Origin of the sequence: Paraburkholderia ferrariae NBRC 106233, assembly GCF_000685035.1 — a bacterium.
GTDB classification, from domain to species: Bacteria; Pseudomonadota; Gammaproteobacteria; order Burkholderiales; family Burkholderiaceae; genus Paraburkholderia; species Paraburkholderia ferrariae.
Map to the genome: position 1 here is coordinate 15,841 of NZ_BAYB01000001.1, position 21,935 is coordinate 37,775.

Annotated in this window: 19 protein-coding genes; 18 read left to right on the forward strand and 1 reads right to left on the reverse strand. The window is 66.3% G+C overall.

What is annotated here, in order from left to right; all coding sequences use genetic code 11:
• The first annotated feature begins 35 nt into the window (after positions 1–35).
• From BFE01S_RS00055 to BFE01S_RS00065, 3 genes are read left to right on the forward strand one after another with little or no spacing between them, the layout of a single operon-like run.
• Positions 36–563, forward strand: coding sequence for a GNAT family N-acetyltransferase (locus tag BFE01S_RS00055; protein ID WP_028223822.1), 528 nt, complete (start codon positions 36–38; stop codon positions 561–563).
• 5 nt (positions 564–568) lie between these two features.
• The gene (locus tag BFE01S_RS00060; protein WP_042336895.1) at positions 569–1,129 is read left to right on the forward strand and encodes a GNAT family N-acetyltransferase; all 561 of its coding nucleotides are present in this window, start codon (positions 569–571) and stop codon (positions 1,127–1,129) included.
• Positions 1,130–1,150: 21 nt separating this feature from the next.
• Complete coding sequence (locus BFE01S_RS00065; protein WP_028223824.1) at positions 1,151–4,318, forward strand: multidrug efflux RND transporter permease subunit; 3,168 nt, start codon at positions 1,151–1,153, stop codon at positions 4,316–4,318.
• A gap of 68 nt (positions 4,319–4,386) precedes the next feature.
• Here BFE01S_RS00065 and BFE01S_RS00070 read toward each other — a convergent pair whose 3' ends face one another.
• Positions 4,387–4,977, reverse strand: a complete 591-nt coding sequence (locus tag BFE01S_RS00070; RefSeq protein WP_028223825.1) for a helix-turn-helix domain-containing protein — start codon at positions 4,975–4,977, stop codon at positions 4,387–4,389.
• A gap of 738 nt (positions 4,978–5,715) precedes the next feature.
• Between BFE01S_RS00070 and leuC the strand changes: the two genes are divergently transcribed.
• The 15 genes from leuC to BFE01S_RS00150 all read left to right on the forward strand — a co-directional run bounded on the left by leuC (position 5,716) and on the right by BFE01S_RS00150 (position 21,902).
• Positions 5,716–7,125 (forward strand): 3-isopropylmalate dehydratase large subunit, encoded by a 1,410-nt coding sequence (gene leuC / locus BFE01S_RS00075; RefSeq protein ID WP_028223826.1) that lies wholly within the window; start codon positions 5,716–5,718, stop codon positions 7,123–7,125.
• Positions 7,126–7,129: 4 nt separating this feature from the next.
• A complete protein-coding gene (locus BFE01S_RS43805; RefSeq protein ID WP_156966852.1) occupies positions 7,130–7,270 on the forward strand; it encodes a lipoprotein in 141 nt (46 codons plus the stop codon).
• A gap of 85 nt (positions 7,271–7,355) precedes the next feature.
• Positions 7,356–8,006 carry a 3-isopropylmalate dehydratase small subunit gene (gene leuD, locus BFE01S_RS00085; RefSeq protein ID WP_028223827.1) on the forward strand — a complete coding sequence of 217 codons (651 nt, stop codon included), beginning with the start codon at positions 7,356–7,358 and terminating at the stop codon, positions 8,004–8,006.
• A 49-nt stretch (positions 8,007–8,055) separates the two neighbouring features.
• The gene (gene leuB / locus BFE01S_RS00090; RefSeq protein ID WP_028223828.1) at positions 8,056–9,123 is read left to right on the forward strand and encodes a 3-isopropylmalate dehydrogenase; all 1,068 of its coding nucleotides are present in this window, start codon (positions 8,056–8,058) and stop codon (positions 9,121–9,123) included.
• A 336-nt stretch (positions 9,124–9,459) separates the two neighbouring features.
• Positions 9,460–10,581 carry an aspartate-semialdehyde dehydrogenase gene (gene asd, locus BFE01S_RS00100; RefSeq protein WP_028223829.1) on the forward strand — a complete coding sequence of 374 codons (1,122 nt, stop codon included), beginning with the start codon at positions 9,460–9,462 and terminating at the stop codon, positions 10,579–10,581.
• Between the two features lie 263 nt (positions 10,582–10,844).
• On the forward strand, positions 10,845–13,259 hold the full coding sequence (locus BFE01S_RS00105) for a FimV/HubP family polar landmark protein (protein WP_156966853.1): 2,415 nt from the start codon (positions 10,845–10,847) through the stop codon (positions 13,257–13,259).
• A gap of 19 nt (positions 13,260–13,278) precedes the next feature.
• On the forward strand, positions 13,279–14,085 hold the full coding sequence (gene truA / locus BFE01S_RS00110; protein ID WP_028223831.1) for a tRNA pseudouridine(38-40) synthase TruA: 807 nt from the start codon (positions 13,279–13,281) through the stop codon (positions 14,083–14,085).
• Positions 14,086–14,132: 47 nt separating this feature from the next.
• The gene (locus BFE01S_RS00115) at positions 14,133–14,813 is read left to right on the forward strand and encodes a phosphoribosylanthranilate isomerase (protein ID WP_028223832.1); all 681 of its coding nucleotides are present in this window, start codon (positions 14,133–14,135) and stop codon (positions 14,811–14,813) included.
• A gap of 74 nt (positions 14,814–14,887) precedes the next feature.
• Positions 14,888–16,081 (forward strand): tryptophan synthase subunit beta, encoded by a 1,194-nt coding sequence (gene trpB / locus BFE01S_RS00120; RefSeq protein ID WP_028223833.1) that lies wholly within the window; start codon positions 14,888–14,890, stop codon positions 16,079–16,081.
• A 21-nt stretch (positions 16,082–16,102) separates the two neighbouring features.
• On the forward strand, positions 16,103–17,023 hold the full coding sequence (locus BFE01S_RS00125) for a DNA-methyltransferase (RefSeq protein ID WP_028223834.1): 921 nt from the start codon (positions 16,103–16,105) through the stop codon (positions 17,021–17,023).
• A gap of 65 nt (positions 17,024–17,088) precedes the next feature.
• Positions 17,089–17,913 carry a tryptophan synthase subunit alpha gene (gene trpA / locus BFE01S_RS00130; protein WP_028223835.1) on the forward strand — a complete coding sequence of 275 codons (825 nt, stop codon included), beginning with the start codon at positions 17,089–17,091 and terminating at the stop codon, positions 17,911–17,913.
• Positions 17,914–18,017: 104 nt separating this feature from the next.
• Positions 18,018–18,890 (forward strand): acetyl-CoA carboxylase, carboxyltransferase subunit beta, encoded by an 873-nt coding sequence (accD, locus tag BFE01S_RS00135; RefSeq protein WP_028223836.1) that lies wholly within the window; start codon positions 18,018–18,020, stop codon positions 18,888–18,890.
• Positions 18,891–19,093: 203 nt separating this feature from the next.
• Positions 19,094–20,404, forward strand: a complete 1,311-nt coding sequence (gene folC / locus BFE01S_RS00140; protein ID WP_028223837.1) for a bifunctional tetrahydrofolate synthase/dihydrofolate synthase — start codon at positions 19,094–19,096, stop codon at positions 20,402–20,404.
• An 84-nt stretch (positions 20,405–20,488) separates the two neighbouring features.
• The gene (locus tag BFE01S_RS00145; RefSeq protein WP_028223838.1) at positions 20,489–21,400 is read left to right on the forward strand and encodes an SPOR domain-containing protein; all 912 of its coding nucleotides are present in this window, start codon (positions 20,489–20,491) and stop codon (positions 21,398–21,400) included.
• Positions 21,401–21,407: 7 nt separating this feature from the next.
• Positions 21,408–21,902, forward strand: coding sequence for a CvpA family protein (locus tag BFE01S_RS00150; RefSeq protein WP_028223839.1), 495 nt, complete (start codon positions 21,408–21,410; stop codon positions 21,900–21,902).
• The last annotated feature ends 33 nt before the right edge of the window (positions 21,903–21,935 follow it).

Genomic DNA, 21,935 nt, shown 5'->3' on the forward strand with positions numbered 1-21,935 from the left:
GGCCCGCGACGGCGCGAACAATAAGGAAAAGAACGATGCAGTCGAGGATACCCGAGGAGCTCGTCGTGCGGGCCATGCGCCCAGGCGATGCCGAAGCGTTTCATGCTCTGCAGCAATGCCCGTCCGTGCTGCGCGGGCACGCGCACGCGCCGTACGCCACGCTTGCCGAAACGCGCCAGTGGCTGGAGAAACTTGCCGCGCCCGCCGTTTCCATCGGGGCGTGGGTGGGCGAAACGCTCGTCGGCCAGGTCGAACTGCACCCGCAGAAGATCCGGCGCTCGCACGTGGGCCAGATCGCGATTCGCGTGCACGACGCGTGGCAGCGGCGCGGCATCGGCAGGCACCTGATCGGGCAGGTGCTCGATCTCGCCGACAACTGGCTCGGCCTGCGCCGCCTCGAACTGCATGTGTTCACCGACAACGCAGCGGCGATCGCGCTCTATCGTCAATGCGGGTTCGAAGTGGAAGCGCGCTTTCGCGGCTCGGTGCTGCGCGAGGGCGTATTCGCCGATTCGTTCCTGATGGCGCGTCTCGTTGCGCCCCTGCCGTTCGCCACGGAGTGACCGCCATGCCTCACGACCCGACCCCGTTGCCCGCACGCCTGCCGGCAGGCGCCATTCGCGTGCGCGCCAGCGAGCCGGCCGATCTCGAAGCCATGGCCGCCGTCATGAATATGCCCGGCGTGCGGTTCGGCACGCTTTCCACCGGCTACCGCACGCCCGAAGCGCTGCGCGCATGGTACGACCGCCACTCGCAGGGCTCCATCGTGATCTGCGCCGAATACGAGGGGCGCATCGTCGGCAATGCGGGACTCGAAGTCGGGCAACTGCGGCGCTCGCACTGCGCCACGCTCGGCATCGGCATTCACGACGCCTTCCAGGGGCGCGGCGTGGGCAGTGCGCTGATGCGCGCGCTCGTGGACTACGCGGACGGCTCGCTCGGCCTGCGCCGGATCGAACTGGAAGTGTTCGCCGACAACGCGGCGGCCATCGCGCTCTACCGCAAGTTCGGCTTCGTCGAGGAAGGCCGCGCGCGCGGAGGCTCGATCCGCAACGGCACACTCGCCGACACGCTGTACATGGCGCGCTACGCCGACGCGCCGCCTTTCGCCGAACCTTCATCCTCATAACTTGACCTGACGGACGCGCGCGTGCCCTTTTTCTTCATCAACAGACCGGTTTTTGCGTGGGTGGTCGCACTCGCCGTGGTGGTGGCGGGCATGCTGGCCATTCCCTCGCTGCCGGTTGCGCAATATCCGCGGCTCTCGCCGCCGCGCATCGTGATCGCCACGGAGTTTCCGGGCGCCTCGGCGGAAGAAGTGGACAACAACGTTGCGAGCATCATCGAGGAAAGTCTCGACGGCGCCGAAGGTCTTCTGTACTACGAAACGACTAGCGACGCGCTCGGCAACCTCGAAATCGACGTGACGTTCACGCCGGACACGAATCCCGACATCGCGCTCGTGGACGTGCAGAACCGCCTCAAGCAGGTGGAGGCGCGTCTGCCGCAGTCCGTCGTGCAGCAGGGCATCGACGTGGAGAAGGCGTCCAATACGTTCCTGATGCTCGTGGCGCTCACCTCCACCGACGGCACACGCGACTCCGCGCAACTGAGCGACTACCTGAACCGCTACATCATGCGCGACCTGAAGCGCGCGCCGGGCGTGGGTTCGGCTGAGCTCTGGGATGCCGACGAGGCCATGCGCATCTGGCTCGATCCGATCAAGCTGCGCGAGTATGGCTTCACCGCCGCCGACGTGAATGCCGCCATCGCGGCGCAGAACTCGCCGGTTACGGCGGGCACGCTCGGCAACGCGCCGTTCGTGAACGGCCAGCAGACCACCGAGTCCGTGAGCGTGAAGGGGCAACTGGACACGCCCGAGGAGTTCGGGCAGATCGTGCTGAAGGCGAAAACGGATGGTTCGCTCGTGCGGCTGCGCGACATCGCACGCGTGGAGATCGGGCGCGACGACTATTCGTTCTACTCGCGCCTGAATGGGCGTCCGGCGGCCACTGTTGGCATTCAGCTCGGACCGCGCGGCAACGCGCTCGAAACCTCGAACGCGATCCGCGCGCGCCTCGCCGAACTCTCGAAGCATCTGCCCTCGGGCGTCGCCATCGAAGTGCCGTTCGATACGGCCTACTTCGTGCGCGTGGCGATCCGCGAGGTCGTCATTACGCTGCTCGAAGCCGTGGTGCTGGTGTTCGCCGTGATGTGGCTGTTCCTGCGCGATCTGCGCTCCACGCTCGTGCCGACCGTCGTAATACCCGTCACGCTGATGGGCGCGTTCGTCGCGTTGTACGCGGGCGGAATGTCCATCAACGTGTTCACGATGTTCGGGCTCGTGCTCGCCATCGGCATTCTCGTGGACGATGCGATCGTGGTGGTGGAGAGCGTGCACCGCGTGATGCACGAACGCGGCCTGCCGCCGCGCGAGGCCACGCGTGTGGCCATGAAGCGCATCGGCGGGGCGATTGTCGGCGTGACGGCCGTGCTGACCGCCGTGTTCGTGCCGATGCTGTTCTTCACCGGCAACGTGGGCGGCATCTACCGGCAGTTCGCGGTAGCGATGATCGCGTCGATGCTCGTGTCTTCGTTCATGGCGCTTTCGCTCACGCCGGCATTGTGCGCGAATCTGCTGAGGATGCCGAAACATATGCGGCACGGCACGCGGCTGGCCGGTGCGAAGGGTGGCGTGGCCGGTCACGCCGCGCGCGCGTCGCGCGGCTATCGCACGTTCGTCGCGGCGATGCTGCGCCGCGCGCCGCGCCTACTCGTGATCTATGCCCTGCTGTGCGCGGGCCTCGGGCTGCTCTACTGGAAGTTGCCGCAGGGCTTCCTGCCCACCGAGGACGAAGGCCAGCTTCAGGTGATGATCCAGTTGCCCGCCGGGTCCACCCAGGCGCGCACGTTCGAAGTGGTGAAGCGCGTGGAGGCGATCCTGCGCAAGCAGCCGGCCGTGGGCAACGTGACGAGCGTGGTGGGCTGGAGCTTTTCGGGCAGCGGGCAGAACGTGGCCATGGCGTTCGTGGAGCTGAAGCCGTGGGGCCAGCGCAGCGAAGACGCCGAGACGCTGCGCGATGCGCTCAACGACCAGTTCGGATCGATACTCGACGGCGACGTGGATGCGGAACTGCCGCCGCCCGTGCCCGGCATCGGGCACTCGGAGGGCTTCACCTACCGGCTCGAAGATCGTGGCGGCGTGGGCATGGACGGGCTCAAGGCCGCGCGCGACCAGTTGATCGGTCTGGCGGGCAAGAGCCACGCGCTGACCAACGTGCACTCCGAAGATTTGCCCGACGCGCCGCGCGTGGAGCTCGATATCGACCGCAACAAGGCCTACGCATACGGCGTGCCGTTCGATCACATTGCCGACGTGCTCGGCAGCACGTTCGGCTCGAACTACGTGAACGATTTTCCGGCGGGCGGCCGCATGCGCCGCGTGATCGTGGAAGCCGACGCGCCGACGCGCATGGACTATAGCCAGTTGCTCGATCTGCCCGTGCAGAACACGGCGGGCGGCACGGTGGCGATGTCGTCCATTGCCACCACCCACTGGACGCTCGGCCCCGTGATCCTGAGCCGCTACAACGGCTATCCGTCGCTCGACGTCACGGGGCGCGCCGCGTCCGGCCACAGTTCGGGCGAGGCGATGGCCGAGATCGAGCGGCTCGCGCTCGCGCTGCCCGTGGGCGTGTCGGGAGAATGGACCGACACGGCGTTCGAAGAGGCCGAAGCCGCTCGGCAGACGCCGCTCCTCATCGGTCTCTCGCTGCTCGCGGTGTTCATGGTGCTGGCGGCGCTCTACGAAAGCTGGATCACGCCGCTTTCGGTGCTGCTGGTCGTGCCGCTCGGCGCCATCGGCGCGGTCTCGGCAATGCTGCTGCGCGGGCTGCCCAACGACATCTACTTCAAGGTGGGCATGGTGACCGTGATCGGCCTTGCGGCGAAGAACGCAATCCTGATCGTGCAGGCCGCGAACGTGCGCCGCTTGCGCGGCATCTCGCTCGGTGCTGCGGTGGTGGGTGCGAGCGCGGAGCGTCTGCGGCCCATCGTGATGACCTCGGCTGCGTTCCTGCTGGGCGTGCTCCCGCTCGTGCTTTCGCGGGGCGGCGGCGCGGAGAGCCGGCATTCGATCGGCACGGGCGTGTTCGGTGGCGTGATTGCCGCGACGGTGCTCGGTCTCGTGTTTACGCCGGTGCTCTACTACGTGGTGGCGTCGCGCGTGCGCGGCAAGCACGCGGAGGGCGTGGCGACGCGCGGCCGCGAGGTGCGCGTTTCGGAAGCGGAGGAAGACAACGAAGCAGAACTGCGCTGAGCGCGCAAGAGCCCGGCGGCGGGGCATCCCGCGCCGGACGCGCAGGATATGCCGGACGCAGCGCCCGTCTAGAAGAGGCGCGGCGTGCCTACCCAGACAAGCACGGTTTCCTGGCCGGACGTATTGGTCCACGCATGCGGAACCGTCGATTCGTAGTGCGCACTATCTCCCACGCCGAGCACGAACGACTTGCCTTCGAGCGTGAGCGTCACCTCTCCCGAGAGCACGTGCAGGAATTCTTCGCCCGCGTGCGTGGTGACTTCGCTTGGACGGTCGTCGCCCGGCGGCATGCGCACGAGGATCGCTTCGAGCTGGCGGCCGCCCGAGGGATTCGTCAGGCGTGCGTACAGATCGGTCGAGTCGGCGAAGCCGAAGAACTTGAGGTCCTGGCCGCGGCACACGCAGCCGGCTTCGGTGGGCGTATCCACGAAATAGCTGACCGGCACGCCCAGCGCCTTGGCGATGCTCACGAGCGAGGTGATCGAGGGGCTCGCGAGATCGCGCTCCACCTGCGAAAGAAACGGTTTGGACAACTGCGCCGCCGTGGCGATGTCGTCGAGGGTGCGGCCCTGACGCTGGCGCAACCCGCGGATCTTGCTGCCCACGGAGACGACGCTTTGTGAAACGACGCTGTGTGATTCGACGGCTTTCGAAACCATAACGGAACGTAATTGTCTGAGAAATGCGCTATGAACCGGAAACGTCGCCGCCGGAATGACATGATTATGGCGCGTTCCATTCGAATTTCTGGCCGCTATATCTCCGGCATACCAGATAGCACGCAATTCCCGGTATGCGGCGGAAAATCAGCCGATTACGATTTTAAATGGCAGGGAGTCCCCAAAAGTTTAATTCTAGTTCTCGCCATGTGGGTATGCGAACGAGGGGGATCGGACTCCGGCAGGCCGGGGTTTTGGCCCGTTGACTTGCCGTGCGTGGTGCATGGCTCGTAGTCATGCACCGTGCGAGCATAGCATTAATTGCGTGTCTAAAAAATAACCGGTAAATACGTGCGCCATGGCGTAATAGAAGCGTAACCGGAGCCCGTCGGGTTTGCGGGATCCGCCTCATTGCCGAAGATTGCCGATTGTTCACCGGCAGCAAACGTTTCGCTTAACGCCCCTTGCTTTGTTGCAATAGTCTGACTGAGCGGCGGCGGCTTGCGCAAGCCAGGTGAAATACTCCGCGCACTTTCCCGGAAGAGTCTCCACCCTCTCCCCGGCCCGCTTCTCCAGTGCTCCGCGCGCTGCCGGGTAACGCCGATACAGGTATTGACACTACCACCCAACTCACTGTTTTTTATGGATTTTTTCTGTGATGTCCTGCATGGGGCGGGCCTCGCGTGGCATAATCGTCGAACACCGTAATGCCCGGCAGTCACTCATTCCCCGCATATCATGGCAAAGACGCTCTACGACAAACTGTGGGACTCCCATGTGGTCCACACGGAAGAAGACGGTACGACGCTCCTCTATATCGACCGTCAACTGCTGCACGAAGTCACCAGCCCTCAGGCCTTCGAGGGCCTGAAGCTGCACGAGCGCCCGGTCTGGCGCATCAGCGCGAACCTGGCGGTCTCCGACCATAACGTGCCCACCACCGACCGCAGCCACGGCATCGCCGATCCCGTTTCGAAACTGCAGGTGGACACGCTCGACGCGAACTGCGATGCCTTCGGCATCACGCAGTTCAAGATGACCGACCAGCGCCAGGGCATCGTCCACATCGTCGGTCCGGAGCAGGGCGCAACGCTGCCGGGCATGACCATCGTGTGCGGCGATTCGCATACGTCCACGCACGGCGCGTTCGGCGCGCTCGCGCACGGCATCGGCACCTCGGAAGTTGAACACGTGCTGGCCACGCAAACGCTCCTGCAGAAAAAGAGCAAGAACCTGCTGGTGAAGGTGGAAGGCCAGTTGCCGCGCGGCTGTACCGCGAAGGACATCGTGCTCGCCATCATCGGCAAGATCGGCACGGCGGGCGGCACGGGCTACGCCATGGAATTCGGCGGCTCGACCATTCGCGCGCTCACCATGGAAGGCCGCATGACCGTGTGCAACATGGCGATCGAAGCGGGCGCGCGCGCCGGCATGGTCGCCGTGGACGACACGACCGTGGAGTACCTGAAGAACCGTCCGTTCTCGCCGCAGGGCGCGGAGTGGGATCAGGCCGCGGCCTACTGGAAGACCTTCCGCTCCGACGAAGGCGCGCACTTCGACCGCGTGGTCGAACTGAATGCCGCCGACATCGTGCCGCAGGTCACGTGGGGCACCTCGCCGGAAATGGTCACCTCGATCGACGGCCGCGTGCCCGATCCCGAGCGCGAGAAGGATCCGGTCAAGCGCGATGCGATGGCGCGCGCGCTGCAATACATGGCGCTCGAACCGAACATGCCGATCGAGTCCATCAAGCCGGACAAGATTTTTATCGGTTCGTGCACGAACGCGCGCATCGAAGACATTCGCGCGGCCGCTTACGTCGTGAAGAAGCTCGGCCGCCGCGTGGCGCCGAACATTCGTCTCGCGATGGTGGTGCCGGGTTCGGGCCTCGTGAAAGCGCAGGCCGAGCACGAGGGGCTCGACAAGGTGTTCACCGACGCGGGCTTCGAATGGCGCGAGCCGGGCTGCTCGATGTGCCTCGCGATGAACGCCGACCGGCTGGAGCCGGGCGAGCGTTGCGCCTCCACCTCGAACCGCAACTTCGAAGGCCGTCAGGGCGCGGGTGGCCGCACCCATCTCGTGAGCCCGGCCATGGCCGCGGCGGCTGCCATCGAAGGTCATTTCGTCGATATTCGCAAGCTGGGGTAAGGGTATGAAAGTAACGATTTTCTGGCGTCGCGTGGCGCTCCTCTCGCTGGCCGGCGCGCTGCTCGCGCTAACGGGCTGCAACACGGTGGCGGGTGTCGGCCAGGACATCAGCGACTCCGCGCGCACCGTGCAGCACGCGCTGTAAGCGCGTTCGCCGCATTGCGCGCTCCGGCGCGGCCGGGCGGCGTTCGCGCGCCCGGCTCACCCTGCATCCTTCAGGATCACGGATCATGGATAAATTCATCGTACACACCGGCGTCGTGGCGCCGCTCGATCGCGAAAACGTCGATACGGACGCGATCATTCCGAAGCAGTTTCTCAAGTCGATCAAGCGCACCGGCTTCGGCCCGAACGCGTTCGACGAATGGCGCTACCTCGACCATGGCGAGCCCGGCCAGGACAACTCGAAGCGCCCGCTCAACCCGGACTTCGTGCTGAACCAGCCGCGCTATCAGGGTGCCTCGATCCTGCTCGCGCGCAAGAACTTCGGCTGCGGCAGCTCGCGCGAGCACGCGCCGTGGGCGCTCCAGCAGTACGGCTTTCGCGCGATCATCGCGCCGAGCTTCGCCGACATCTTCTACAACAACTGCTTCAAGAACGGCGTCCTGCCGATCGTGCTCACCGAGCAGCAGGTGGATCATCTGTTCAACGAAACGTATGCGTTCAACGGCTTCCAGCTGACCGTCGATCTCGACAAGCAGGTCGTGCGCACGAGCGATGGCAGCGCCGAATATCCGTTCGAAGTGGCCGCGTTCCGCCGCTACTGCCTCTTGAACGGCTTCGACGACATCGGCCTCACGCTGCGTCACGCCGACAAGATCCGCCAGTACGAAGCCGAGCGCCTCGCGCGCCAGCCGTGGCTGAACAACCGCGTGCTCTGATCGTTTGCCCGAATCCAACGTACAACGAAACAAAACGAGGAATCCCAGCATGAAGATTGCAGTGCTGCCGGGCGACGGCATCGGTCCCGAGATCGTGAAGGAAGCCGTCAAGGTGCTGAACGCACTGGGCGAAAAGTTCGAGATGGAAGAAGCGCCCGTGGGCGGCGCGGGCTACGAGGCGAGCGGCCATCCGCTGCCCGAAGCCACGCTCGCGCTGGCGAAGTCGGCCGATGCGATCCTGTTCGGCGCCGTGGGCGACTGGAAGTACGACTCGCTCGAACGCGCGCTGCGTCCCGAGCAGGCCATTCTCGGCCTGCGCAAGCATCTCGAACTGTTCGCGAACTTCCGCCCGGCGATCTGCTATCCGCAGCTCACGGGTGCGTCGTCGCTCAAGCCGGAAATCGTGTCGGGCCTCGACATCCTGATCGTGCGCGAACTGAACGGCGACATCTACTTCGGCCAGCCGCGCGGCGTGCGCGAAGCGCCGGACGGCCTCTTCAAGGGCGCGCGCGAAGGCTTCGACACGATGCGCTATGCGGAACCCGAAGTGCGCCGCATCGCCCATGTGGCCTTCCAGGCGGCGCAGAAGCGCCAGAAGAAGCTCACCTCGGTGGACAAGGCCAACGTGCTGGAAACGTCGCAGTTCTGGCGCGACATCATGATCGACGTGTCGAAGGAGTATCCGGACGTCGAACTGTCGCACATGTATGTCGATAACGCGGCCATGCAGCTCGTGAAGGCCCCGAAGGCGTTCGACGTCGTGGTGACGGGCAACATGTTCGGCGACATTCTCTCGGACGAAGCGGCCATGCTCACGGGCTCGATCGGCATGCTGCCCTCGGCCTCGCTCGACAAGAACAACAAGGGCCTGTACGAGCCGTCGCACGGCTCGGCCCCGGACATCGCCGGCAAGGGCATTGCCAATCCGCTTGCCACGATCCTGTCGGCCGCGATGATGCTGCGCTATTCGCTGAACCGCGCGGAGCAGGCCGATCGCATCGAGCGTGCCGTGAAGAACGTGCTCGAACAGGGCTACCGCACGGGCGACATCCTCACGCCGGGGTGCCGGCAGGTGGGCACCGTGGCGATGGGCGATGCGGTGCTGGCTGCGCTGTAAAAAAAGTAGCAGGAAAAGGGCATGCCTTCGAGCGTGCCCTTTTTTCTTTATTGGGCTTGATCGCGGTATTGCATGCGCGTCGTAAATAGCGCAAGTTGCGGGTTTTCCCGCGCGAATTAGCGGTTTTCGTGTATATTGTTCCGATGGCGACGATCCCCCAGATCACCTTTATTTCGAAACTCCACGGCACGGCCCGTGCGATTTCGCTCGCCATTACGACGAAAGCCATTACCAAAACGATCACCATTCGTTGATCGCTCGTCGTGCCCGCTCATCTTCCCCGCGCGGCCACGCCGGGCGAGTGAAGCGGGGAAGTGTCCATTTCAAGGGTAAGTCATGAACGTAGGTCTCGTAGGTTGGCGCGGCATGGTCGGCAGCGTGCTGATGCAGCGCATGCAGGAAGAACGTGATTTCGACCTGATCGAGCCGGTGTTTTTCAGCACCAGCAATGCAGGCGGCGCGGCACCGTCGTTCGCCAAAAACGAGACTCGGCTCAAGGACGCCAACAGCGTCGACGAGCTCAAGAAGTGCGACATCGTCATCACCTGCCAGGGCGGCGACTACACGAATGACGTGTATCCGAAGCTGCGCGCGGCGGGCTGGAAGGGCTACTGGATCGACGCGGCTTCGGCGCTGCGCATGAAGGACGATGCGGTCATCATCCTCGACCCGGTCAACCTGGACGTCATCAAGGACGCGCTCGTCAAGGGCCAAAAGGATTTCATCGGCGGCAACTGCACGGTGAGCCTGATGCTGATGGCGCTCGGCGGCCTGTTCCGCGAAAACCTCGTGGACTGGATGACGGCCATGACCTATCAGGCCGCTTCGGGCGCCGGCGCGCAGAACATGCGCGAGCTGCTCGCGCAGATGGGCACGCTCAACGGTGCGGTGAAGGACGATCTGGCCAATCCTTCGTCGGCGATTCTCGACATCGACCGCAAGGTGCTCGCCGCCATGAACAGCGAAGCCATGCCGACGCAGCACTTCGGCGTGCCGCTCGCGGGCTCGCTGATTCCGTGGATCGACAAGGATCTCGGCAACGGCATGTCGAAGGAAGAGTGGAAGGGCGGCGCCGAAACCAACAAGATTCTCGGCAAGCCGGCCATGGGCCAGCCGGGCTCGATTCCGGTGGACGGCCTGTGCGTGCGCATCGGCGCGATGCGCTGCCACTCGCAGGCGCTCACGATCAAGCTCAGGAAGGACGTGCCGCTCGACGAGATCGACGGCATCCTCGCTTCGGCCAACGACTGGGTGAAGGTCGTGCCGAACCAGCGCGAAGTTTCGATGCACGAGCTTTCGCCGGCCAGGGTGACGGGCACGCTCACGGTGCCGGTGGGCCGCGTGCGCAAGCTCGCGATGGGCGGCGAGTATCTGTCGGCGTTCACGGTGGGCGACCAGCTGCTGTGGGGTGCCGCCGAGCCGCTGCGCCGCATGCTGCGCATTCTGCTCGACAAGTGAATCATTTAAACTACGCGGCTAATGACGCGTAGAGACGATGGAAAAGCGCCGCGCCAGCCGCGGCGCTTTTTTATTTTCGTCGGCTGGAGTCAGCGCTCGGGCGTTGACTCCGGTTCCATGCCGCACAGCGGCGGTTACGCACTACCTGTATCTGATTCGTCGACAGCCGCGCGAGCGGTATGCCAGGGCATCTGATGATTGTTCGATTTGATTCTGTTTCCGTCGCCATGAAGCGGCGGGCAGCCCGCGCCGCGGCAGCGGCGGTGTTTTTTGCACTGAGCGGCGTGGCCGGCGCGCAAGGCGGCAGCGCCGCGGCGGCGGCGAGTGCGGTGCCGGCTGCATCGTCGGCAGCGGCGGCGACAGCGGCTTCGGCTGCTGCGCCTGCCGCACCCATTGTCGGCCAGTACCCGGTTCATCCAGGGGAGTCCATCCACGACATCGCCGTGGACCTCACCCAGTCCCACGACAAGGGCCTGCTCGCGAACGTGAGCCAGGCGCTGTTCGATGCCAACCCCGGCGCGTTTGCCAGACACGATCCCAGCCGGCTGAAGATCGGCTCGGTGCTGAATGTTCCGGGTGTGCCGGGCGTGGTGGCCGGCGCTTCCGGCGTGACGGCGGCTTCGGCGCCTGAGGCTGCCTCGGCAGGCGCCACCAGCGCGACTGGCGGCGCTTCCGCGAGTGCGCCGGCTGCCGCGGCTCCAGCGGTTCCCGCCAGCGCGCCGGCCGTTGCTGCGGCAGGTGCCAGCGCCTCCGCGGCCGCCGCGGCCGCCCCGGCTAGCGCGGTATCCGCTGCGGCCGCCAGCGCAGCAACGGGCGCGACAGCCAGCGCGGCGGCCGCCGCATCGGCAGCGCAAGGTGCTGCAATGGCGGCGTCGGGCGCTTCGGCCAGTACGGCTGCGAGCCAGCCGGCCGCGGCCAGCGGCGCGAGCGATACGCATGTCTGGAGCGGCTCGATCGAAGCTGCTCCGGCCAGCGCGGCTTCCGGGGCGGCGCTCGCGCAAGCGTCGTCGCCGCAGGCGGCCGTTCCCGTGTCGAGCCTCCAGCAACTCCTGGCGCTCAAGAACCGCGTCTTGATGGCGTTGCAGAAGCACGGCATCGGCAAGCCCGCGCAGCCTGCGGCCGCGAGCAGCGGCGCGCCTGCCAATGGCGGCCCCGCGCCGAATGCTGCCGTGGGTGCGGCAAGCCCGGCACCGGGCGCTGCGCAGCCGGAACTCTCGCCGGTGCTGCTGGGCGTTGTGGCGGCGATCGGCGTGGTGGTCCTCCTGCTGATCGTGCGTTTGCTGACGCGCAAGCGTAAGAAGCCCGTGGAGACGGCCGATGACGTGCCGCCGACCGTGCCGGACTCGCCGGTCGCGGGCGGTGCTGTCGAGCCGCCGGTAATGAAAACGGCGGAGGTGCCCGCAGCGGCTGTTGCCGCTGGCGTTCCCGCAGCCCCCGCCGAAACCCCGCGCGAGACAGGCATTGCGCCGGCCGCGCCGCAGGCAGAGCTCACGCCTGAACTGCCGCAACTCGACGAAACCATCGATCACGCCACCGACGCCGCCAGTCTTTCGGCTGCCGCGTCGCTCGGTGGCGAAGCGTTGCCGCCCGCGCCCTTCGAAGCTGTAGAAGAGGCGCCGCAGCAGGCCAGTCCCGAGGCGCCGCATACGGACCACGCGGCGCATGACTTCCCCACGCCCACGCACGGCGTGGAGCCCGGCGAACCGGAAACGCTCGCGGACGCCAGCGAAGCCGCCGGCTTTGCCGCTGCCGCCGAACTGGGCGCATCGGCGTTGCCGCCGGAGGGCTTCGGGGTGCAGCCGCCCTTAGGCGAAGCGGAAGAGTTGGTGCGCGCGGCAGAGCCGGACTTGCCCGAGGCAGCGCAAGAGCCGACGCACGAACCTGCGCAAGAGCCGCAGCACGAATCTGCGCAAGAGCCGCAGCACGAACCCGCGCAAGAGCCGACGCACGAACCCGTGCAAGAGCCTGCCGCCGAACCTGCGCCGCCCCCGCATGTCGCCGAGCCCGACCTGCCCACGCTGGACCTTGGCACCCCATACACGGCCCCGGCCCCGGAACTGCACCTGCCCGGCGAACCGGCCCATGCGCCGCAACCTGAAACCGCGCAGCCCGAAGCCCCGCCTTTCGCAGAACCCGCATCGCCCGCAGTTGCCGCAGAAGGCATGAATTACGCAGCCGTACCGCCCGAGTTCCCGCAAGATGCCGTAAGCGCCCTCGGCGGTATCGACATGTCGCTGCCCCCCCGGGTTGCCGATCCAGCAGCAGAGCCGGCCGCCTCGCACGCGCCGCTTTCCACGGAACCGGTGAACTCGCCGGAAACGACGGCAGCCCAGGCCGTGCCGTTCTTCGATCCGCCCGCGCCGCCGGCCGGCGAAGCCATCGAAGCGGGCACCGCGGGTCCGGGCGCCATCGCGGGCCTCGGTGCGCCGCGGTTCGGCGCGCTGACACTCGACTTCGACCTGAACCTGCCGCCCGATTCGGCCGAGCCGCTGCCCGTTTTCACGCCGGAGCAACTCGCACGCATCGCCCGCAACAAGCTCGAACTCGCGCACGAATACATCGCGCTGGGCGATCTTTCGGGTGCGCGCTCGCTCATCAACGAGGTGATCGAATCGAACGATCACGGCACGCGCGCCGACGCGCAGGCGTTGCTCTCGACGCTCGCGCCGCTCTCCTGAGCGGAGCGCGCCAGATCCCATGCGTATCGCGCTAGGCATCCAGTACGACGGCGCCGCGTTCTGCGGCTGGCAATCGCAGCCGCACGGCAAGACCGTGCAGGACGCGCTCGAGCGCGCGCTGCGCGAATTCGCCTGTGTGCCGCTGCAGACCGTGGTCGCGGGCCGCACGGACACGGGTGTCCACGGTCTGGGCCAGGTCGTGCATTTCGACACTGGCCTCGACCGCACGCCGTTTTCGTGGGTGCGCGGCACGAACGCGTTTTTGCCGTCCACGGTGGCCGTGCAATGGGCCGAGCCCATGCCGGAGACCTTCCACGCGCGCTTTTCGGCCTTCGAACGCACCTATTTCTATGCGCTGTACGTGAATCCGGTGCGCTCGCCCATGCTCTCGGGCCGCGCGGGCTGGATCCACACGCCGCTCGACGTGGATGCGATGCGCGAGGCTGCCGCGTGCCTGATCGGCGAGCACGATTTTTCGGCGTTCCGCTCGTCGGAGTGCCAGTCGAAAACGCCGGTCAAGCATCTCCATCAGATCGACATCCGGCCGCAGGGCGACTTCATCCACTTCCGCTTCCGGGCCAACGCGTTCCTGCACCACATGGTCCGCAACCTGATGGGGTGCCTCGTGGCGGTGGGGCGCGGGCGCTACCCGGCGGCGTGGATGGCCGAGGTGCTGGCGGGCCTCGACCGCACGAAGGCCGCGCCCACGTTCATGCCCGACGGCCTGTATCTCGCCGAGGTAGGCTATCCTGACGAGTTCCGGGTACCGGGCCCGCATACGGCCAGCGTGCCGTGGAGCCAGATCTGGTCCGGCGGCGCCGGCTGACGCGCAACGAATTCGCCGTTACTTCGCACAAGTCACCTTTATCTGCCATGAACGCAGCCGATCCCATCGCCACCCAGCACCGCACGCGCATCAAGCTGTGCGGGCTCTCGACGCCCGAAGCGGTTGCCCATGCCATCGACCTCGGCGCCGACGCGATCGGCCTCGTGTTCTATCCGCCCAGCGCGCGCGCGGTGAGTGTGGCGCAGGCGGTCGAACTCACGCACGACATTCCGCCGTTCGTTTCGGTGGTGGGCCTCTTCGTGAACGCGACGCCGCAGTGGATCGGCGAAGTGGCGAGCAACGTTTCGCTCACGCTTTTGCAGTTCCATGGCGACGAAACGCCGGCGCAGTGCGAATCGCTCGCCGCCGTTGCCGGTTTGCCCTGGTTGCGCGCACTGCGCGTGGCGGCCGATACTCGGCAGGGCGATTTGATAGAATCGGCCAACAGTTATTCATCAGCCAGCGGCCTCCTGTTCGACACGCATGTCGAAGGGTACGGCGGCGGCGGGAAGGTTTTCGATTGGTCACTTATCCCCGCAGGGCTCGCGCGTCGGGCCGTTTTGAGTGGTGGCTTGAACGCGCAAAACGTCAGTGATGCGATCCGCCAGGTGCGTCCGTTCGCGGTCGATGTCTCCAGTGGCATCGAGGCGCCGGGCGCGAAGGGCGTGAAGGATCACGCCCGCATGGCGGCGTTCGTGCGCGCAGTGCGCGAAGCGGACGCGGGATAATCCGGGGGCAACCCCCTTGGGCTGGCAGGGCTTCGCGCAATGCGGGAGCACCACGCCGGCCGAGCGAGTGACTTATGTACAACTTACCCGATGAACGTGGCCATTTCGGCCCATACGGCGGCGTGTTCGCAGCCGAAACCCTCATGCAGGCGATCGACGAACTGCGCGACGCCTACGCGAAATTCAAGGACGATCCCGACTTCGTCGCCGAATATCGGCGCGAGTTGAAGCATTTTGTCGGCCGTCCGTCGCCGATTTACCATGCCCAGCGCTGGAGCGAGAAGGTGGGCGGCGCGCAGATTTATCTCAAGCGCGAAGACCTGAACCACACCGGCGCCCACAAGGTGAACAACGTGATCGGCCAGGCGCTGCTCGCAAAGCGCATGGGCAAGCCGCGCGTGATCGCCGAAACGGGCGCGGGCCAGCACGGCGTGGCCACCGCCACGATCGCGGCGCGCTTCGGCATGGAGTGCGTGGTCTACATGGGCGCCGAGGACGTGCGCCGCCAGGCCGCGAACGTCTACCGCATGAAGCTGCTGGGCGCGACCGTCGTTCCCGTGGAGTCGGGTTCGCGCACCCTCAAGGACGCGCTCAACGAAGCCATGCGCGACTGGGTCACCAACGTCGAAAACACCTTCTACATCATCGGCACCGTGGCGGGCCCGCACCCGTACCCGATGATGGTGCGCGACTTCCAGCGCGTGATCGGCGACGAATGCCGCGTGCAGATGCCCGAAATGACGGGGCGCCAGCCGGATGCCGTGATTGCGTGCGTAGGCGGCGGATCGAACGCGATGGGCATCTTTTACCCGTATATCGACGACACTTCGGTGCAGTTGATCGGCGTGGAGCCGGCCGGCGACGGCCTGGAAACGGGCCGTCACGCGGCCTCGCTCGCGGCCGGCACGCCGGGGGTGCTGCACGGCAACCGCACCTATCTGCTGCAGGACGAAAACGGCCAGATTATCGAGACGCATTCGGTTTCGGCCGGCCTCGACTATCCGGGCGTGGGCCCCGAGCACGCGTGGCTCAAGGACAGCGGCCGCGCGCAGTACGTGACCGTCGACGACGAGGAAGCGCTGCAGGCGTTCCACGATTGCTGCCGCATCGAAGGCATCATTCCCGCGCTTGAATCGAGCCACGCGCTGGCGTATGCGGCCAGGCTCGCGCCGACCTTGCCCAAGGACAAGATTCTGCTGGTGAATCTGTCGGGCCGGGGCGACAAGGATATGCACACGGTCGCCGAGCGATCGGGCATCCAGTTCTAGGCGCGGGAAGAGACGCAAGCGATGCGCGACGAGTTCGACGAGCCGCAAGTTCCCGCGCCCGAGGGCGCCCTGACCGGTACGGTTGCCGCGGAGACCTCCGCCGCGCCGCCGCTGGCCGGAGCGCTGCCGGTCGTGCCGGATGCCATCCGGCTCCTGAACCGCGATTTCCTGACCGATGCGGCGAACCTGCCCGATGCCTCGATCGACCTGATCGTCGCCGACCCGCCCTATGGGCTCGGCAAGGACTACGGCAACGACTCCGACATGCGTTCGGGCGAAGATTTTCTCGCCTGGACCTATGAATGGCTCGAGCTGGCCATCCCCAAGCTCAAGCCGAGCGGTTCGCTCTACGTGTTCTGCACCTGGCAGTACGCGCCGGAAATCTTCGTCTTCCTCAAGACGAAGCTCACGATGATCAACGAGATCGTCTGGGACCGGCGCGTGCCGAGCATGGGCGGCACGACGCGCCGATTCACCTCGGTGCACGACAACATCGGTTTCTTCGCGGTGTCGAGGAATTACTACTTCGATCTCGATCCCGTCCGCATCCCTTACGATGCCGTCACGAAGAAGGCGCGTTCGCGGAAAATATTCGAAGGCAGCAGGTGGCTGGAGCTCGGCTACAACCCCAAGGACGTCTGGTCGGTTTCGCGGCTGCATCGCCAGCACGCGGAGCGCGTGGATCATCCCACCCAGAAGCCGCTTGAGATCGTCGAGCGCATGGTGCTCGCGAGCTGCCCGCCGGGCGGCCGCGTGCTGGACCCGTTCATGGGCAGCGGCACCACGGCAGTCGCCTGCGCACGCCAGAAGCGCGAATTCGTCGGCTATGAAATCAACGAAAGTTACTGCGCGATCGCGCGCGAACGCGTGAGCGCGGCAGCGGCTGCTTCGGCCGCCGCGGCTTCCGCGTCCGCCGTGCAGCCCGCTGCGGCAGGCGCCTGATGCGCCGCCGCCGCTGCCGGACGCGATTTGCCGCGCAGTAACCCTTTGAAGCAGAGGACCCTGAAATGTCCCGTATCAAGAACACGTTCGACGCGCTGGCCGCCCAGCGCAAGAAAGGCCTTATCCCGTTCATGACCGCCGGCGATCCCGATCCGGCGCGCACGGTCGAATTCATGCACGCGCTCGCTGCCTGCGGCGCGGACGTGATCGAACTGGGCGTGCCGTTCTCGGACCCGATGGCCGACGGCCCCGTGATCCAGCAGTCGTCCGAGCGCGCGCTCGCGAAGGGCGTCACGCTCAAGAGCGTGCTGGCCGACGTGAAGCGCTTTCGCGAAACCGACCGGACAACACCCGTGGTGCTGATGGGCTACGCGAACCCCATCGAGCGCATGGGCGCCGAGGCATTCGCCGCGGCGGCGAAGGAAGTCGGCGTGGACGGCGTGCTTGTGGTGGACTACCCGCCCGAAGAGTGCGTCAACTTCGCCGAAAAGATGCAATCGTCGGGTATCGATCCGATCTTCCTCATCGCGCCCACTTCGACCGAAGCGCGCATTGCCGAAGTCGGCCGCGTGGCGAGCGGGTATGTCTATTACGTCTCGCTCAAGGGCGTGACGGGCGCCGCGAATCTGGACGTCGCGAGCATCACGAGTAAAATCCCGGCGATCCGGGCGCACGTGCCGCTGCCGGTGGGCGTGGGCTTCGGCATCCGCGACGCGCAGACGGCCGCCGCCGTGGCCGCCGTGAGCGATGCCGTCGTGATCGGCAGCCGTATCGTGCAGTTGCTGGAGCAGGCGCCGCCGCAGGAAGCCGCCGAAACGCTCAGGCAGTTCGTCGCGGGCATTCGAGACGCGATCGACGGCGTTGCGGGCGGTAATCGTCAAGAGCGTTAAGCGAGTTGCCGGACCTGCGGTAAAATCCATTTTTCGCCATGCGCGGTCGGGGTCGGAACCCGGCTCGTCCGCGCCGCGCATCACGAATCAAGGAAGGAAACTCAATGAGCTGGCTCGATAAACTGCTGCCGCCCAAGATCAAGCAAACCGATCCGAAAAGCCGCAAGAGCATTCCGGAAGGTCTGTGGATCAAGTGCCCCTCGTGCGAGGCGGTGCTGTACCGCAACGACGTCGAGGCGAACCTGCACGTTTGCCCGAAGTGCGATCACCACATGCGCATTGGCGCGCGCGAGCGCCTGGACGGGCTGCTGGACCCGGAAGGCCGCTACGAGATCGGCCAGGAAATCGTGCCGGTCGATGCCCTCAAGTTCAAGGACAGCCGCAAGTACCCGGATCGCCTGAAAGAGGCGATGGACGAAACCGGCGAAACCGACGCCATGGTGGTGATGGGCGGCGCGATCCACACGCTGCCGGTGGTGGTGGCGTGCTTCGAGTTCGCGTTCATGGGCGGCTCGATGGGCTCGGTGGTGGGCGAGCGCTTTGCGCGCGGCGCGCAGAATGCGCTGGAGCAGCAGGTGCCGTTCATCTGCTTTACGGCCTCGGGCGGCGCGCGGATGCAGGAAAGCCTGCTGTCGCTCATGCAGATGGCCAAGACCACGGCCATGCTCACGAAGCTCGCCGATGCGAAGCTTCCGTTCATCTCCGTGCTGACCGACCCGACCATGGGCGGCGTTTCGGCCAGCTTCGCGTTCCTCGGCGACGTGGTGATTGCCGAGCCGAAGGCGCTGATCGGCTTTGCCGGCCCGCGCGTGATCGAGCAGACCGTGCGCGAAAAGCTGCCGGAAGGCTTCCAGCGTTCGGAATTCCTGATGCAGAAGGGCGCGATCGACATGATCGTGGACCGCCGCAAGCTGCGCGAAGAACTCGCGCAACTGATGGCCATTCTGTCGCGCCAGCCCGCCGACGCCGTGGCCTGACGCTCGGCCTGGCCCGGCCCGGCCCGCAAGCCGGGAGTGCCTGCGGCACCGTGTCGCAGGCTCCGGCAACCCGGCGATTCCCCCGCGCGCCGCAAGCGAAAGCAAGCGGCGCGTTGTCATTTCCGGGATAATGCCGTTTTTTCCAGCGGGCCCGATGCGCCGCCGTCCGAAGCGGCAGCTGCCCGCATTGCAAGCGATATCCGATGAGTACCTTTCCCACCCTCGATGCGTGGCTCACGCACCTCGAAACTGCGCATCCGGTCGGCATCGACATGGGGCTCAACCGGATACGGCAAGTCAAAGAGGCGTTGCAGCTAAAGTTCGACTGTCCGATCTTCACGGTGGGCGGCACGAACGGGAAGGGCTCGACCTGCGCGATTCTCGAAACGATCCTGCTCAAAGCCGGCTATCACGTGGGCTGCCATACGTCGCCGCACCTGCTGTCGTTCAACGAGCGCGCGCGCCTCGACGGCCAGCAGGCGAGCGACGCGGATCTGCTGCCGCACTTCGAAGCCGTGGAAGCCGCGCGTCTTTCGCTGCCGCAACCCGTTTCGCTCACGTACTTCGAATTCACGACGCTCGCGATCATGCATCTGTTCGCCTCGCGCGGGCTCGATGCGGTGGTCCTGGAGGTGGGGCTCGGCGGGCGTCTGGATGCCGTGAACGTGCTCGATACCGACTGCGCGATCATCACGAGCATCGACATCGACCACACCGAGTACCTCGGCGACACGCGCGAGAAGATCGCCTTCGAAAAGGCCGGCATCTTCCGCCCTGGCAAGCCCGCCATCTGCGCCGATCCGCTGCCGCCGCAATCGCTGATCGATCATGCCGAAGCGATCGGCGCCGATCTGTGGCTCTTCGGCCGCGATTTCCGCTATGAAGGCCAGGCCGGCAGCGAGCGCCAGCAGTGGAACTACGTGGGCCGCACGCTGCGCCGTTCGTCGCTGGCCTATCCGGCGCTGCGCGGGGCCAACCAGCTGATCAACACCTCGGCGGCGCTTGCCGCGCTCGAGGCGATGCGCGACCGCTTGCCGGTCTCGGCGCAGGACATTCGTCTCGGCCTCGCCAACGTCGAACTGCCGGGCCGCTTCCAGGTGCTGCCGGGCAAGCCCGCGGTGGTCCTCGACGTGGGCCACAACCCGCATGCCGCGGCCGTGCTGGGGCAGAATCTGGGCGGCATGGGCTATTTTCCGTACACCTACGCCGTGTTCGGCGCGATGCGCGACAAGGACATTGCCGGTGTGATCCAGCATCTGAAGGGCGAGATCGATCACTGGTGCGTGACCGACCTGCCCGGACCGCGTGCGGCATCGGCGCAACAACTCGAAGCGGTGCTGCGCGAAGCCGGGGTGGAAGACGGCCCGGACAGCAGCGTGACGGGCTACGAATCGCCCGCGGCGGCATTTCAAGATGCGCTAAAACGCGCATCCGAAAATGATAGAATTGTCGTTTTCGGTAGTTTCGTGACCGTTGCCGGCGTGATGGCCTGGCGAAAGTCGCGGCAGCACTGATCTGATCGCACGGCACTTGTTGGGCAGCTGGGCGCTACCAAGCCACGCAGACACCAGGCCAAAGCGGGCCAAAAGCAGCCATACATGGGAATTTTCTCGTTCGGCAAGAAAGACGAAGCGGCGCCCCGACGGCGCGGCGCCGAAGCCGGCTCGGGCCGGCGTAGCAGCCAGAACACGCGCGTGGAGCGGCGCAGCCGCCGGCCGGACCGGTCGGGCGATGCCGAAGCGATGCTGCTCGATCCCACGCTGCCCGAAAAGCAGCGCGCGCGCCGGCGGCTCGTCGGCGCGATCGCCCTCGTGGTGGCGGCTATCGTGATCCTGCCGATGGTGCTCGATTCGCACCCGAAACCCGTGACCGACGACATCGCGATCGACATTCCGAGCCGCCCGGCCACGGCCGACGACAAGAACGCGGCTCGCGACGACGCGGACGACACCCAGGCCGGCGTCGCGCCGGACAACCCCGGTGCATCGGGGCTCGCAGCAACGGCTGCCGCCGCCTCGGCGCCGACCACCCAGACAGCCCAGAACGCCAACACGGCGGCCACACCCTCGAAGAGCGCCGCTCCGGCGCAGAGCCAGGCCACCGCCTCCAGCAAGACCTCGCAGAACACGCAGACCGCCCAGGCGAGCACCGCCCCCAAAACCGCGGCCAGGCCGGCCGCGCCTTCGGCGACGACCCCGGCGGCTTCGAACCAGGAGACCGATTCGGGCAACGGCAACGCGGGCAACGGCGGCTCGCCGGCCACGCCTCCCGGCGCACGTTTCGCGGTGCAACTGGGCTCGTTTGCGAACGATTCGGCCGCGCGCAACTGGGTGACGAAGTTGAAAGCGGCCGGCGTACCCGCATATACCGAACAGCGCAAGCAGCCCGACGGCTCGACGCGCACGCTCCTGCGCGCGGGGCCGTTCCCGGATCGCGCGGCGGCTTCGGAAGCGATTGCGAAGGTGCGCGGCGCCGGTTTGATGTCGGGGTCGAACGGAGCAGCGGAATAAGCCGCCGATGTTCACTGCATTCGACTACGCTGTAATGGCGGTGATCGGTTTATCGGCGCTGCGCGGGGCGTGGCGCGGATTCATCGGCGAAATCTTCGGATTGATAGGGTGGGTGGCCGCGTTTCTCGTGGCATGCCGCTATGTGGAACGCGTGGTGCCGTGGATTCCGGCGCACTGGCCGGGCGGGGCCCTGACGCAGTGGCTGATCGCCTTTGCGCTGATCGTGATTGGCGTGGTGCTGGTGGCGGGCGTGGCGAATGCCCTGCTGGGGCGCCTCGTGCAGGTGAGCGGACTGTCCGGCGTGGACCGGTCGCTCGGTTTGATGTTCGGCCTCGTGCGAGGCGTCGTGCTGGTGCTGATTCTCGTCGTCCTCGGCGGACTGACCGAGCTGCCCCAGCAGGACTTCTGGCGCAATGCGCTGCTGCGGCCTTATGCCGAGCAGGGCGTGCACGAACTGAAACCGCTGCTGCCCGAAACGCTCGCGAGCTACGTTCGCATCTAGCGCAGACAAAGCGCAAGCAGCCTGCCCGCGCGG

Coding starts and splice junctions, on each gene's coding strand:
- BFE01S_RS00060 (WP_042336895.1), top strand. CDS start 569: ATGCCTCACGACCCGACCCCGTTGCCCGCACGCCTGCCGGCAGGCGCC.
- BFE01S_RS00115 (WP_028223832.1), top strand. CDS start 14,133: ATGAACGCAGCCGATCCCATCGCCACCCAGCACCGCACGCGCATCAAG.
- BFE01S_RS00150 (WP_028223839.1), top strand. CDS start 21,408: ATGTTCACTGCATTCGACTACGCTGTAATGGCGGTGATCGGTTTATCG.
- trpB (WP_028223833.1), top strand. CDS start 14,888: ATGTACAACTTACCCGATGAACGTGGCCATTTCGGCCCATACGGCGGC.
- BFE01S_RS00125 (WP_028223834.1), top strand. CDS start 16,103: ATGCGCGACGAGTTCGACGAGCCGCAAGTTCCCGCGCCCGAGGGCGCC.
- BFE01S_RS00145 (WP_028223838.1), top strand. CDS start 20,489: ATGGGAATTTTCTCGTTCGGCAAGAAAGACGAAGCGGCGCCCCGACGG.
- BFE01S_RS00070 (WP_028223825.1), bottom strand. CDS start 4,977: ATGGTTTCGAAAGCCGTCGAATCACACAGCGTCGTTTCACAAAGCGTC.
- truA (WP_028223831.1), top strand. CDS start 13,279: ATGCGTATCGCGCTAGGCATCCAGTACGACGGCGCCGCGTTCTGCGGC.
- leuC (WP_028223826.1), top strand. CDS start 5,716: ATGGCAAAGACGCTCTACGACAAACTGTGGGACTCCCATGTGGTCCAC.
- BFE01S_RS43805 (WP_156966852.1), top strand. CDS start 7,130: ATGAAAGTAACGATTTTCTGGCGTCGCGTGGCGCTCCTCTCGCTGGCC.
- leuD (WP_028223827.1), top strand. CDS start 7,356: ATGGATAAATTCATCGTACACACCGGCGTCGTGGCGCCGCTCGATCGC.
- asd (WP_028223829.1), top strand. CDS start 9,460: ATGAACGTAGGTCTCGTAGGTTGGCGCGGCATGGTCGGCAGCGTGCTG.
- BFE01S_RS00055 (WP_028223822.1), top strand. CDS start 36: ATGCAGTCGAGGATACCCGAGGAGCTCGTCGTGCGGGCCATGCGCCCA.
- accD (WP_028223836.1), top strand. CDS start 18,018: ATGAGCTGGCTCGATAAACTGCTGCCGCCCAAGATCAAGCAAACCGAT.
- folC (WP_028223837.1), top strand. CDS start 19,094: ATGAGTACCTTTCCCACCCTCGATGCGTGGCTCACGCACCTCGAAACT.
- leuB (WP_028223828.1), top strand. CDS start 8,056: ATGAAGATTGCAGTGCTGCCGGGCGACGGCATCGGTCCCGAGATCGTG.
- trpA (WP_028223835.1), top strand. CDS start 17,089: ATGTCCCGTATCAAGAACACGTTCGACGCGCTGGCCGCCCAGCGCAAG.